We start from the raw sequence: 13428 nt of genomic DNA on the forward strand, positions 1-13428 counted from the left end.
AAGCGCGTCCCGGCCGGTCCAGGGATTGCGCAAAACGCACCAAAGCTGCGCATCCATAGGCTGTGGCCGGCCCGGGCCTGGCTTTTTTTTGGCGCCGGCTTGCCCCCCGGACCTGCAGGGGCGCACGGCTTCCCGCACAATGGCGGAGTTGAACCTGCCCCGCTCTTGATGGGATAGCTGCCGCCGCCCGCCCCTGGGCGGCTTGCGCCGTCCCCGCTACCCGACGCCGCCTTCATGAACACCATGCCTCCCATCCTGTATTTCTTCGCGCTGTGCAACCTGGTCATAGGCAGCGGCGCCTTTGTGCTGGGCGGCATCCTGCAACCCATGAGCGCGTCGCTGGGCATCAGCGTGGCGGCGGCCGGCCAGGCCATGACGGCCTATGCGGTGGCCACCGCCTTGCTGGCGCCGCTGCTCATCATCCTCACGGCCCGCTGGCCGCGCAAGCGCGCCGTGCAGCTGGCGCTGGCGCTGTTCACCATGGGTTGCCTGGTGTGCGCCCTCGCGCCAAACCTGCCGCTGCTGCTGCTGGGCCGCGTGCTGATGGGCGCGGGCGCGATGTTCACCGCGGCGGCCTCGGCGCTGGCCGTCAGCATGGTGGTGCCCGCGCTGCGCGGCCGGGCGCTGTCCATCACCTTCCTGGGCATGAGCATCAGCTATGCCGTGGGCCTGCCCATAGGTGCCTGGCTGGGTTTTGAATTCGGCTGGCGCGTGCCGGTGTGGCTGTCGGCGGCCGCCAGCGGCGCGGCGCTGGTCGCGGCCAGCTGGCTGATTCCCGCCAACATGGCCAGCGCCGGCACCAGCTTCGCGGGCTTTCAGGCGGCCGCGCGCCAGGGCGCGGTGCTGCGCGTATGGGGCCGCACCCTGCTGTATTTCATCGCCATCTTCAGCGTCTTTGCCTATGTCGGGCCGGTGCTGCACGCACTCAACCCCATGAATTCGGCGCAGCTTTCGGCCACGCTGGCCGTCTTCGGCCTGGCCGGCGTGGGCGGCACGCTGATGGGTGGCTGGGCTACCGACCGCTTCGGCGCGCTGCGCACCCTGCGCGTGCAGCTGGCCGTGCTGGTCGCAATGATGTGCCTGCTGCCGCTCACGCGCGGCAGTGTGCCGGCCACCATGGCCGTACTGGTGCTGTGGGGCATCGCCGGCTTCGGCCTGATGGCGCCGCAGCAAAGCCGGCTGGCCAGCCTCTCGCCGGCACAGGCACCCTTGCTGCTGAGCCTCAACGGCTCCATGCTGTATGTGGGCACGGCACTGGGCGCGGTGATCAGCGGCGCGTTGCTGGACCAGGTGGGCTTCGCGCAGCTGGGCTGGGTGGGTGTTCCCTTCGGACTGCTGGCCATGCTGACCCTGGTGTTTGACCGCAGGACCACGCGCATACCGGCCTCGGCCGCCGCATAAGCTTGACACCACACCATGACGACACAAGACCAGCTCGACAGCCTGCAAACCGCTCTCCAGCAGTTGCGCGACGACACACTCAGCGTGGCGGCTTTTTCGCAAGCCGCGATACAGCAGCAAAGCCTGGCGGCGGCCCTGCCCGAGCGATTTAACGAGGTGCTCTCGCAGCTGCTGAACCGGCTCGAGTCGAGCGCGCTGTTCACCGAGGAAAGCTGCTCCTTCAGCCAGCAGGATTTGCTGGACAGCCTGCAACTGTGGCTGGACAAGGCGCGGCTGCAGCTTCAGAAAGCCTGACACCTGCCGCAAGCCCTCAACGGCCGTCGGTATGGCCATGGCGATGGTGGGGCGTCCGGGCAGCGCGCATGGCTGTGGCGCCAGCAAGCCGACATCCATGGCAATCGCCGTTTGGCCCCCTGCCCGGCAGCAGCGCCCCCGCCATGCTAAGGTTGGCGTATGCCCAAAGCCATACGCTACACCCTGCTGTCGCTGCGCGACCTGGCCGCTTCGGCCGGGCCTTTTATCGTGCTGGCCCTTGCCTTGCTGGCGCTGGCCTACTGGTGGCTGGACCCGAACCCGCCCAAGCGCGTGACGCTGGCCACCGGCCCGGCGCAAAGCGCGTATGAGGAGTTCGGCAAACGCTACGCCAAGGCGCTGGCGGCCGAGGGCATAGAGGTGGTGCTCCGGCCCTCCGAAGGCTCGGCCGCCAATCTGCAGCTGCTGCGCGAAGGCAAGGTCGACGTGGGTTTTGTCCAGGGCGGCACCAGCGACTACACCGAGCAGGACGAAGAGGACCTGGCCTCGCTCGGCAGCCTTTTTGTGGAGCCGCTCTGGCTGTTTTACCGCGAGGACGCCGCGCGCAAGGTGGCCGCAGCGGCACGGACCGCCAAAAAACCGGCCGGCAAGGCCGACCCTGCGCAAGACGCCAGCCTGGACTCGCTCACGCAGCTGCAGGGCCTGCGCGTCAACACCGGCACGCCCGGCAGCGGGGTTCCCAGCCTGATGGCCAAACTGCTGGAAAGCAACCATGTTGACCCGGCGTCGCTGAAGATATCCCGGCTGGAGCAGACGCCCGCCACCGTGGCCTTCCTGGGCGGCGAGCTGGACGCCATCGTGTTCGCCTCCGCGCCCGAATCGCTGATGGTGCAGATGTTGCTGCAGACTCCGGGCGTCAAGCTGATGAACTTCGCCCAGAGCGAGGCCTATTCCAGGCGCTTCGCCTTCCTGACGCCCACGCGCCTGCCGCGCGGCGTGGTGGACCTGGCCGCCAACGTCCCGCCCGACGACGTGCGGCTGGTGGCCTCCACCACCTCGCTGATCACACGCACCACCACCCACCCCGCCCTGCAGCAGTTGCTGGCCCAGGCCGGCAACGAGATCCACGGCGGGGCCGGCTGGTTCAAGAGCGCCCGCGAATACCCGAATCGCGACAACAGCGAGCTGCCCATCGCCAAGGAGGCCGAACGCGCCATCAAGAACGGCACGCCGGTGCTGCAGCGCTACCTGCGCTTCTGGGTGGCCAACCTGGTGGAGCGCATGTGGCTGGTGATGGGCATCATCATCGCCATCATGCTGCCGCTGTCGCGCATCATCCCGCCGCTGTATGCCTTTCGCGTGCGCTCGCGCATCTTCCGCTGGTACGGCCGGCTGCGCGACATCGAGAACCGTGTGGAAAACAGCGGCGACAGCGACCGCAACAGCGAAAAAAACAAGGCGCTGTTAGAAGAACTCAACGACCTGGAACGCCGGGCCGAAAAAATCACGGTGCCGCTGTCCTATACCGACGAGCTGTACGCGCTGCGCGGCAATATTCACCTGGTGCGCAAGAAGCTGCAGCGGCTTTAACGGCCGGCCCGCCGTTGCGGGGCGGGCAGCACCTAAAAAGGGCGCACTGGGGCCCTATTTGGGGCGGTAACCGGGTCGAGGAAAGCATTTCCAGGCCCTCAGTTGTTTCTTTAACCCTAAAGTAAACCCCTGTGTCGGCATATCATTTGCTCTGCTAGTATCGCCCGATACTTTTTTCTTTGGCCGATGCTTGCTTTTATTCTGCGCCGCCTGATCCAGGCCGTGATCGTGATGGTCGTGGTCGCCCTGATCGCCTTCATGCTGTTCCAGTATGTCGGCGACCCGGTGGTATTCCTGCTGGGGCAAGACGCCTCGCCCGCTCAAATTACCCAGCTGCGCGCCGACCTGGGCCTGGACAAGCCCTTCATCGTGCAGTTCTGGCACTTCCTCATGAACGCCGTGCAAGGTGAGTTCGGCTTGAGCCTGCGCCAGGGCGCCAAGGTCTCGCGCCTGATCGCCGAGCGCTTTCCGGCCACGCTGGAGCTGGCCCTGGTGGCAGCTTTCATGGCGCTGCTGGTCGGCATCCCCATGGGCGTGTATTCGGCGCTGCGCCGCGGCACCTTCCTGAGCCAGGTGTTCATGACCCTCTCGCTGCTGGGCGTGTCGCTGCCGACCTTCCTGATCGGCATCCTGCTGATCCTGGTATTCGCCGTGGGCCTGGGCTGGTTCCCGAGCTTCGGCCGCGGCGAGACGGTGCAAATAGGCTGGTGGAGCACCGGCCTCTTCAAGGCCGACGGCTGGCACCACATCGTGCTGCCGGCCGTGACGCTGGCGGTGTTCCAGCTCACGCTGATCATGCGGCTGGTGCGCGCCGAAATGCTGGAAGTGCTGCGCACCGACTACATCAAGTTCGCGCGCGCCCGCGGCCTGCCCGACCGCGCCATCCACTTCGGCCACGCACTCAAGAACACGCTGGTGCCGGTGATGACCATCACCGGCCTGCAGCTGGGCGGGCTGATCGCCTTCGCCATCATCACCGAGACCGTGTTCCAGTGGCCCGGCATGGGCCTGCTGTTCATCCAGGCCGTGACCTTCGCCGACATCCCGGTGATGGCGGCCTACCTGTGCCTGATCGCGCTGATTTTTGTCGTGATCAACCTGGTGGTCGACCTGCTGTACTTCGCGGTGGACCCCAGGCTGCGCGTAGGCAACGGCGCGGGCCACTAAGGTCCCCTTTTCCTTTTTTTTCTCCTGTTTTCTTCCTTTTTACCCAGCCAGCCCTCATCCCTTCCACAAGGAGCTTTTGATGAAATTCAAGTCCACCCTGCTCTCGGCCAGTATCCTGTGCGCCTTCGCGGCCACCCCTTTTGTCGCGTCCGCGCAGACCCTGAGGGTCGCCAACCAGGGCGACTCGCTGTCCATGGACCCGCACTCGCTCAATGAATCGCTGCAGCTCAGCGTGACCGGCAACGCCTATGAGGGCCTGGTCATCCGCAACAAGGACCTGAGCCTGGCGCCCGGCCTGGCCACCTCGTGGAAACAGACCTCGCCGACCGTGTGGCGCTTCGAGCTGCGCAAGGGCGTGCAGTTCCATGACGGCACGCCGTTCACGGCCGACGACGTGGTCTTCAGCTTCCAGCGCACGCAGGCCGAGGGCTCGGACATGAAGAGCTACACCAATGACTTCAAGGAAGTACGCAAGATCAACGACCACGTGGTCGAGATCGAAACCAAGACACCCTTCCCCATCCTGCCCGACGTGATTTCGCTGGTCTACATGATGAGCAAGAAATGGTGCGAAACCAACCAGGCGACCCGGCCGGTGGACCGCCGCAAGGGCATAGAGAACGCGGCTTCCTTCCGAGCCAACGGCACCGGCCCTTACCGCGTGCGCGAGCGCCAGCCCAATGTCCGCACCACCTTTGTCCGCAACGGCAACTACTGGGGCAAGATCGAAGGCAACGTCCAGGAAGTGATCTACACGCCCATCGGCAATGACGCGACCCGGGTCGCCGCTCTGCTGTCGGGCGAGGTCGACGTGATGGAACCCGTGCCGGTGCAGGACATAGACCGCGTCAACGGCAACGCCGGCACCAAGGTGCTGGTCGGGGCCGAGCTGCGCACCATCTTCCTGGGCATGGACCAGAAACGCGACGAGCTGCTGTACTCGAACATCAAGGGCAAGAACCCCTTCAAGGACAAGCGCGTGCGCCAGGCCTTCTACCAGGCCATCGACATCGACGGCATCAAGAAAACCGTGATGCGCGGCGCTTCCAGCCCGACAGCGCTGCTGATAGGCCCCGGCATCAACGGTTTCCAGCAAGAGCAGAACAAACGCCTGCCCTATGACCCGGAAGCCGCGAAAAAGCTGATGGCCGACGCCGGCTACCCGAACGGCTTTGAAGTGTCCATGAACTGCCCGAATGACCGCTATGTGAACGACAGCCGCATCTGCCAGGCGGTGGCGGCCAACCTCTCGCGCATCAACGTGAAGATCAACCTGCAGGCCGAAACCAAGGGCACCTACTTCCCCAAAATCCTGCGCCGCGACACCAGCTTTTACATGCTGGGCTGGACGCCGGCCACCTACGACGCCCACAACGCCCTCAATGCGCTGGTCGCCTGCGTGGACGACAAGGGCGCTGGCCAGTTCAACCTGGGCGCGTATTGCAACCCCAAGGTCGACGAGCTGACCAAAAAGATCCAGTCGGAAACCGACAAGACCAAGCGCAACGCGCTGATCAAGGAAGCCTTCGACATCCATGGCGCAGACATCGGCCACCTGCCGCTGCACCAGCAGTCGCTGGCCTGGGGCACGAGCAAAAAGGTCGAGCTGGTCCAGCTGGCCGACAACTTCATGTTCTTCAAGTGGATGACAATAAAAAAGTGACCCCCCTGTTGCCTTCTCGCTTCGCGTAGCGGCCTCTCCCCCCAGGGGGACAACAGCTGCAGCCCGGCAAAGCCGGTTCTGCGCTGTTGCTGGCACAAGCTTTGCTGCGCTCGCTCTGGATAACACGGACTCCACTTTCTCCCGATGAAAAGAACTCTTGCGCGCTGGCTTGACAGTGATGTGGGCCACAGCTTTCGCACTTCGCCGGTGGCGATGGTGGCGGCTGCCATTGCCCTGGTCTGCATTTTTTGCTCGGTGTTCGCCGGCTGGGTGGCGCCGCACGACCCCTTCAACTTGAGCACGCTGGAGCTAGGCGACGCGCGGCTGCCGCCGGCCTGGTATGCGCAGGGCAGCTCCAAATACCTGCTGGGCACCGACGACCAGGGGCGCGACATCCTGTCGGCGCTGATGTATGGCGCGCGCATCTCACTGGTGGTGGGCCTGGCCTCGGTCATCCTGTCCATGCTGGCCGGTGTGTCGCTGGGCTTGATTGCGGGGTTCAGGGGCGGCTGGATCGACTCGGCCCTGATGCGGGTTTGCGACGTGATGTCCTCGTTCCCGCCCATCCTGGTCGCGCTGCTGATCGCGGGCGTGGGCCGCGCGGTGTTTCCCAATGCCAGCCAGCTGCTGGCCATGGGCGTGCTGATCCTGTCGATCTCCATGGGGCAGTCGGGCTGGGTGCAGTACGCGCGCACGGTGCGCGGCTCCACCATGGTGGAGCGCGGCAAGGAATATGTGCAGGCCGCCCGCGTCACCGGCGTGGCGCCGCTGCGCATCATGCGCCGCCATGTGCTGCCCAATGTGATGGGGCCGGTGCTGGTGCTGGCGACCATCCAGGTGGCCACCGCCATCATCACCGAAGCCACGCTGTCCTTCCTGGGCGTTGGCGCGCCGCCGACCTCGCCCTCGCTGGGCACGCTGATCCGCGTGGGCAACGACTACCTGTTTTCGGGCGAATGGTGGATCACCGTGTTCCCGGGCCTGATGCTGGTGCTGATTGCCTTGAGCGTGAACCTGCTGGGCGACTGGCTGCGTGATGCGCTCAACCCGCGCCTCAGGTAAGGACGAGTTAGAAAATGAGTCTTCTGCAAATCAAGAACCTGGTGGTCGAGTTCCCCGGCCGGCGCGGCACGCTGCGCGCGCTGGACGACATTTCCTTTGACATCGCGCCCGGTGAAATTCTCGGCGTAGTGGGCGAATCGGGCGCAGGCAAGTCGCTGACCGGCGCGGCCATCATCGGCCTGCTGGAGCCGCCCGGGCGCGTGGCCGGCGGCCAGATCCTGCTCGAGGGCGAGCGCATCGACAACCTGCCCCATGAGCGCATGCGCCACATCCGCGGGCGCAAGATAGGCGCAATCTTCCAGGATCCGCTGACCTCGCTGAACCCGCTTTACACCATAGGCCGGCAGCTGGTGGAAACCATCAGGGCCCACCTGCCGGTGACGGCCCATGAGGCCCGCCTGCGCGCCATCGAGCTGCTCAGCGACACCGGCATACCGGCGGCCGCGCAGCGCATAGACCATTACCCACACCAGTTCTCGGGCGGCATGCGCCAGCGCGTGGTGATCGCCCTGGCGCTGGCGGCCGAGCCCAAGCTGATCGTGGCCGATGAGCCGACGACCGCGCTCGACGTGTCCATCCAGGCGCAGATCATCACCTTGCTCAAAAACATCTGCAAACAGCGCGGTGCCGCCGTGATGCTGATCACCCACGACATGGGCGTGATCGCCGAGACCTGCGACCGCGTGGCCGTGATGTATGCCGGGCGCATCGCCGAAATCGGCCCGGTGCACCAGGTGATCAACCACCCCTCACACCCCTATACCGCGGGCCTGATGGCTGCGATTCCCGACATCACGGTGGAGCGCGAGCGCCTCTACCAGATCGACGGCGCCATGCCGCGCCTGAACGCCATCCCGCAGGGCTGCGCCTTCAACCCGCGCTGCCCCAAGGCTTTTGACCGCTGCCGCCAGGACAGGCCGGACCTGATGCCGGCAGGCGCCACGCGGGCCGCCTGCTGGCTGCATGATGCGCATGCAGGGGTGGCGGCATGAGCGGCACCGCAAAAAACGTGGAGGCTCCGCTGGTCCGGGCGCATGACCTGGCCAAGACCTTTGACGTGTCGCCGCCCTGGCTGAATCGCGTGCTGGAGCGCAAGCCCCGGCTGCTGCTCAAAGCCGTCGACGGCGTGAGTTTCGAGATCGAAAAAGGCAAGACACTGGCGCTGGTCGGCGAATCGGGTTGCGGCAAAAGCACCGTGGCCCGCCTGCTGGTGGGCCTGTATGAGCCCACGCGCGGCGGCCTGACCTTCGACGGCCAGGACGCGCACGCGGTGTTCAAGACGCCGGCCGGCCGGCAGCTGCGCAGCCGCATCCAGATGATCTTCCAGGATCCTTATGCCAGCCTCAACCCGCGCTGGACGATTGAGGACATCATCGCCGAGCCGCTGCGTGAGCACGGCATCCTGGAGGGCGGCCCCGCGCTCAAGGAACGCGTGGGCGAACTGCTCAAGTCGGTGGGCCTGTCACCGCTGGACATGGTCAAGTACCCGCACCAGTTCTCGGGCGGGCAGCGCCAGCGCATCTCCATCGCGCGCGCGCTGGCCACCGAACCCGAATTCCTGGTCTGCGACGAGCCCACCTCGGCGCTCGACGTGAGCGTGCAGGCGCAGGTGCTCAACATCATGAAGGACCTGCAGCGCACGCGGGGCCTGACCTACCTCTTCATCTCGCACAACCTGGCGGTGGTGCGCCATGTCAGCGACCAGGTCGGCGTGATGTACCTGGGGCGCCTGGTGGAGCTGGCCGACAAGCACAGCCTGTTCGACAGGCCGCGCCACCCCTACACGCGCATGCTGCTGGACGCCATCCCCAAGATGCATGACACCGGCCGTGCCCGCACGCCGGTCTCGGGTGAGGTGCCCAATCCGCTGAACCCGCCCGGCGGCTGCACCTTCCACCCGCGCTGCCCGCATGCCAATGAGCGCTGCAGGACCGAGCGGCCCGAGTTCCTTCAGTTTCAAGGCGTTCGCGTGGCCTGCCATGCGGTCGAAGAAGGCCGGATCTAGGAATCTGTTTGCGGGATTGTGAATATTTCGGAATTTGAAGATCACGCGGCGCCTGCAAATCGGGGCGAGCTTGGTTACCATGAACCTTTAACGGAGAACGCCGTGAAAATCATTGAATCCATCCTGGCCGGGGCGGCCGACATCGCGGCCGTGCGCCGCGACATCCACGCCCACCCTGAACTGTGTTTCCAGGAAGTGCGCACCGCCGACGTGGTCGCGAAAAAACTCGAATCCTGGGGCATCCCCATCCACCGCGGCATGGGCACCACCGGCGTGGTGGGCATCGTGCATGGGCGCGACGGCGGCGCCTCGGGCCGCGCCGTGGGCCTGCGCGCCGACATGGACGCCCTGCCCATGCAGGAATTCAACACCTTCGCCCACGCCAGCACGCAGCCGGGCAAGATGCACGCCTGCGGCCATGACGGCCACACCGCCATGCTGCTGGCCGCGGCGCGCCACTTCTCGCAGAACCGCGATTTTGACGGCACGGTCTACCTGATCTTCCAGCCGGCCGAGGAAGGCGGCGGCGGCGCGCGCGAGATGATCAAGGACGGCCTCTTCGAGAAGTTCCCCATGGAAGCCGTCTTCGGCATGCACAACTGGCCCGGCGCGCCGGTGGGCACCTTCGCGGTCAGCGCAGGGCCGGTGATGGCGTCGAGCAACGAATTCAAGATCACCATACGCGGCAGGGGCAGCCACGCCGCCATGCCGCACAACGGCATAGACCCGGTGCCTGTGGCCTGCCAGATGGTGCAGGGCTTCCAGAACATCATCAGCCGCAACAAAAAACCCGTGGACGCGGGCGTCATCTCGGTGACCATGATCCACGCCGGCGAAGCCACCAACGTGGTACCCGACTCCTGCGAACTGCAGGGCACGGTACGCACCTTCAGCATCGAAGTGCTGGACCTGATTGAAAGACGCATGAAGGAAGTCGCCGAACACACCTGCGCCGCCTTCGAGGCGCGCTGCGAGTTCAAATTCCATCGCAATTACCCGCCCACCGTGAACAGCGCCGCCGAGGCCGATTTCGCGCGCCGGGTCATGAGCGACATCGTGGGGCCGGCCAACGTGCTGGCGCAGGAGCCCACCATGGGCGCCGAAGACTTCGCCTACATGCTGCAGGCCAAGCCCGGCGCCTACTGCTTTATCTCCAACGGCGACGGCGCGCACCGGGACATGGGCCACGGCGAAGGCCCCTGCACACTGCACAACCCGAGCTACGACTTCAACGACGACCTCATTCCCCTGGGCGGTACCTACTGGGTCCAGCTGGCCACACGCTGGCTGGGCACGGCCGCCGGGGCCTGAATCCTGACCACGTCAATATCACCATGAATCCACACGCGGCTTTTTCGGCCAGCTACGCGGCTGCGCGCGCCAAATTCCTCGAGGCGGCCGGCGCCGCAGGCATGGCGCTTCGCGCCTACGAACACCCGCTCAAAGGCCGCGACGGCGAAACCCTGGCCATGGACGTGGCCCTGGACGGTTCGCCCGACGCCGAGCACCTCTTCATCGTCAGCAGCGCCTGCCACGGCGTCGAAGGCTATTGCGGCTCGGGCGTGCAGGTGTATGCCGCGCGCGACGCCGAGTGGCGCGCCAAGGCCCGCGCCGGCGGCGTGGCGGTGCTCTACATCCATGCGCTCAATCCCCACGGCTTCTCGTACACGCGGCGCACCACCCACGAAAACGTGGACCTGAACCGCAACTTCCACGACTTCAGCCGGCCCCTGCCCGTCAACGAGGCTTACCGTGAGGTCCACGACCTGCTGCTGCCCGCGCAGTGGCCGCCCACGGACGACAACCACGCCGCCATCGCGGCCTACATCGACACCCACGGCGTGACCCGCTACCAGGCGGCGGTGTCGCAAGGGCAGCATGAATACGCCGACGGCATGTTTTTCGGCGGCACCGCGCCGAGCTGGAGCAACCAGACCCTGCGCGAGGTGCTGCGCACCTTCGGGCAGCGGGCCCGCCGCATCGCCTGGATGGACCTGCACACGGGCCTGGGGCCCAGCGGCCTGGGCGAGCGCATTTTTGCCTGCGAAGACGACGCCAAGGCCCTGGCCCGCGCACGCGCCTGGTGGGACGGCGATGGCGCCACGCCCGTGACTTCCTTCTACGACGGCTCGTCCAGCTCGGCCCGCCTGACGGGCCTGCTGTGGAGCGCCGTGTACGACGAATGCCCGCAGGCCGAGTACACCGGCATGGCCATGGAATACGGCACCCTGCCCATCCTCGACATGATCGCCGCCCTGCGCGCCGACCACTGGCTACACAAACACCCCGAGACGCAGCCCGAAGTGCAAGCGGCCATCAAGCGCCAGATGATGAACGCCTTTTATGTCGATACCGATGAATGGCGCACGCAGATCATCGCGCAGGCGCGCCAGGCGATGTTCCAGACGGTGGACGGGCTGGGTTCGGCCTGAAGGCCACATAATGAGGCGTGGCGGCCCCGGCCCGGGCGGCCGTCTTTCCACCCGAGCACGAAAGCCGCGCCATGCCGTCTGACGCCGACCTGCACCGCCAGCTCCAGCAGCTGCAACAGCAATACCAGGCGCTGCAGGCCGACTACCGGGACCTGCAGCTTGAAAAGCAGAAGCAGGAAACCTCGGCCACCCTGTGGCTGGAGCAGCGCACCCGCGAGCTGCAGGCCGAAGCACGGGAGCAGAAAAAGGCCGAAACCCTGCAGCGGGTGTTTTACCGCATCGCCGAACGGGCGGCGGCGGACCTCTCCTTCTACGATTTCCTGCAGTCGGTGCACGGCCTGCTGGGCGAGCTGCTGTACGCGAAGAACTGCTACGTGTGCCTTTACGACGCGCAAAAGCAGCGCAAGGATTTTCCCTATTACGTGGACGAACGCGACGGCGACACGCTGCAGCGCAGCAATGTGCCCTACCGGCGCGGGCTGACCGAGTTCGTGCTGAGCACCGGCCGGCCGCAGATCATCGACGCCGCGCGGCTCAAGCTGCTGGAAGCCGGCGGCCAGGTGACCGAAGGCAGCGGCGACATGACCTTCAGTTCCTGGCTGGGCGTGCCCATGCACATACGCGGCGCCATAGGCGGCGTGCTGGCGGTGCAGGGCTATGAACCGGGCGTGGCTTACAGCGACACGGACGCCGACATCCTTTCCTTTGTCGCCAACCATGTGAGCAGCGCGATCGAGCGCTACCAGGCGCTGGACGAGCTGCGCAAATCCGAAGAGCGCTACCGCACGGTGATTGAAAACGTCGGTGTCGGCGTGGTGGTGGTGCAGGACGACCGCATGGTGTTCGTCAACCCCAGCCTGGAGCGCATCGTGGGCCACCCGCGCGAGTACCTGCTGTCCCAGCCCTACACGGCGACGGTCCACCCCGAGGACTTGCCGGTGATGCGCGAGCGCCATGAACGGCGCCTGCGCGGCGACGAGGTGGACTCGATGTACAGCTTTCGCGTCATCACCCAGTCCGGCGAGGTGCGCTCGCTGGAGCTTTCCGCCGTGAAGATCGAATGGGGCAAGCGCGAGGCGACGCTGATCTTCGTGGTGGACGCCACGGCCCGCCTGCAGGCTGAACTCACGCAGCGCCAGACCCTGCAGCGGCAGACCGAACTCAACGACATGAAATCGCGCTTCATTTCGGTGGCCTCGCATGAATTCCGCACGCCGCTGGCCTTCATCCTGTCGTCGGCGGAGCTGCTCAAGCACTACGGCGACCGCCTGCCCGGGCCCGAAAAAGCCGATGTCATCGCCACCATAGAAACCGGCGTGCGGCGCATGACCCAGATGCTGGACCGCGTGCTGCTGCTGGGCAAGGTGGAGGCGCAGATGCTGGAGTTCCAGCCGGCCCAGGTCAACCTCCAGGTACTGTGCCAGGACCTGGTCGAGGACGCCCGCATCCAGCATTCGGAGGCGGGCTGCGAGCTGGCCCTGGAATTCGAGGCCTGGCCGGCGGTCGGGCTTTTTGACGAAAAGCTGCTGCGCCATATTTTCGGCAACCTGCTGTCCAACGCCATCAAATACTCGCCACAAGGCGGGAAAATCCTGTTTCGGGTCTCTTCGTCGCAGGGACGGGTGGCCTTCGAGGTGTCGGACCAGGGCATAGGCATTCCGGCCGAAGAGCTTCCCCACCTGTTCGAGTGGTTCCACCGGGCCAGCAATGTCGGGGAGATCCAGGGCACGGGCCTGGGGCTGGCCATCGTGAAAAACTCCGTCGACCTGCACGGCGGCCGCATCGAGGTTGCCAGCGTCGTGGGCCAGAGCACGCGCTTCACCGTCACGATTTAAGGCGGCAAAAACCGGCCCAAA

Annotated in this window: 11 protein-coding genes; all 11 read left to right on the forward strand. The window is 65.8% G+C overall.

Features of this window, described 5'->3' with window-relative positions; genetic code table 11:
• Positions 1-234 precede the first annotated feature (234 nt).
• Positions 235-1401, forward strand: coding sequence for an MFS transporter (locus ACEN9P_RS03120; protein ID WP_477661810.1), 1167 nt, complete (start codon positions 235-237; stop codon positions 1399-1401).
• 15 nt (positions 1402-1416) lie between these two features.
• On the forward strand, positions 1417-1695 hold the full coding sequence (locus tag ACEN9P_RS03125) for a hypothetical protein (RefSeq protein WP_495621054.1): 279 nt from the start codon (positions 1417-1419) through the stop codon (positions 1693-1695).
• 159 nt (positions 1696-1854) lie between these two features.
• Positions 1855-3243: a TAXI family TRAP transporter solute-binding subunit gene (locus ACEN9P_RS03130; protein ID WP_495621055.1), complete on the forward strand. Its 1389-nt coding sequence runs from the start codon at positions 1855-1857 to the stop codon at positions 3241-3243.
• Positions 3244-3429: 186 nt separating this feature from the next.
• Positions 3430-4410: an ABC transporter permease gene (locus tag ACEN9P_RS03135; protein WP_477661820.1), complete on the forward strand. Its 981-nt coding sequence runs from the start codon at positions 3430-3432 to the stop codon at positions 4408-4410.
• Between the two features lie 79 nt (positions 4411-4489).
• Entirely contained in the window at positions 4490-6073 is a 1584-nt protein-coding gene (locus tag ACEN9P_RS03140; protein ID WP_495621056.1) for an ABC transporter substrate-binding protein, read from the forward strand.
• A 144-nt stretch (positions 6074-6217) separates the two neighbouring features.
• A complete protein-coding gene (locus ACEN9P_RS03145) occupies positions 6218-7135 on the forward strand; it encodes an ABC transporter permease (protein ID WP_477661822.1) in 918 nt (305 codons plus the stop codon).
• Between the two features lie 14 nt (positions 7136-7149).
• Positions 7150-8127: an ABC transporter ATP-binding protein gene (locus ACEN9P_RS03150; RefSeq protein ID WP_495621057.1), complete on the forward strand. Its 978-nt coding sequence runs from the start codon at positions 7150-7152 to the stop codon at positions 8125-8127.
• Positions 8124-9140: an ABC transporter ATP-binding protein gene (locus ACEN9P_RS03155; protein WP_495621058.1), complete on the forward strand. Its 1017-nt coding sequence runs from the start codon at positions 8124-8126 to the stop codon at positions 9138-9140. The genes ACEN9P_RS03150 and ACEN9P_RS03155 overlap by 4 nt, the downstream gene beginning before the upstream one ends.
• Positions 9141-9242: 102 nt before the next feature.
• The gene (locus ACEN9P_RS03160; protein WP_495621059.1) at positions 9243-10451 is read left to right on the forward strand and encodes a M20 aminoacylase family protein; all 1209 of its coding nucleotides are present in this window, start codon (positions 9243-9245) and stop codon (positions 10449-10451) included.
• Positions 10452-10474: 23 nt separating this feature from the next.
• Positions 10475-11572, forward strand: a complete 1098-nt coding sequence (locus tag ACEN9P_RS03165; protein ID WP_477661826.1) for a M14 family metallopeptidase — start codon at positions 10475-10477, stop codon at positions 11570-11572.
• Positions 11573-11643: 71 nt separating this feature from the next.
• The gene (locus ACEN9P_RS03170) at positions 11644-13407 is read left to right on the forward strand and encodes a sensor histidine kinase (protein WP_495621060.1); all 1764 of its coding nucleotides are present in this window, start codon (positions 11644-11646) and stop codon (positions 13405-13407) included.
• The last annotated feature ends 21 nt before the right edge of the window (positions 13408-13428 follow it).

This window comes from Polaromonas sp. Polasp52 (assembly GCF_059491565.1).

What these genes read in the sequence shown, in the direction of transcription:
- ACEN9P_RS03130 (WP_495621055.1), top strand. Translation starts at nt 1,855, where the DNA reads ATGCCCAAAGCCATACGCTACACCCTGCTGTCGCTGCGCGACCTGGCC.
- ACEN9P_RS03140 (WP_495621056.1), top strand. Translation starts at nt 4,490, where the DNA reads ATGAAATTCAAGTCCACCCTGCTCTCGGCCAGTATCCTGTGCGCCTTC.
- ACEN9P_RS03125 (WP_495621054.1), top strand. Translation starts at nt 1,417, where the DNA reads ATGACGACACAAGACCAGCTCGACAGCCTGCAAACCGCTCTCCAGCAG.
- ACEN9P_RS03135 (WP_477661820.1), top strand. Translation starts at nt 3,430, where the DNA reads ATGCTTGCTTTTATTCTGCGCCGCCTGATCCAGGCCGTGATCGTGATG.
- ACEN9P_RS03165 (WP_477661826.1), top strand. Translation starts at nt 10,475, where the DNA reads ATGAATCCACACGCGGCTTTTTCGGCCAGCTACGCGGCTGCGCGCGCC.
- ACEN9P_RS03150 (WP_495621057.1), top strand. Translation starts at nt 7,150, where the DNA reads ATGAGTCTTCTGCAAATCAAGAACCTGGTGGTCGAGTTCCCCGGCCGG.
- ACEN9P_RS03170 (WP_495621060.1), top strand. Translation starts at nt 11,644, where the DNA reads ATGCCGTCTGACGCCGACCTGCACCGCCAGCTCCAGCAGCTGCAACAG.
- ACEN9P_RS03145 (WP_477661822.1), top strand. Translation starts at nt 6,218, where the DNA reads ATGAAAAGAACTCTTGCGCGCTGGCTTGACAGTGATGTGGGCCACAGC.
- ACEN9P_RS03120 (WP_477661810.1), top strand. Translation starts at nt 235, where the DNA reads ATGAACACCATGCCTCCCATCCTGTATTTCTTCGCGCTGTGCAACCTG.
- ACEN9P_RS03155 (WP_495621058.1), top strand. Translation starts at nt 8,124, where the DNA reads ATGAGCGGCACCGCAAAAAACGTGGAGGCTCCGCTGGTCCGGGCGCAT.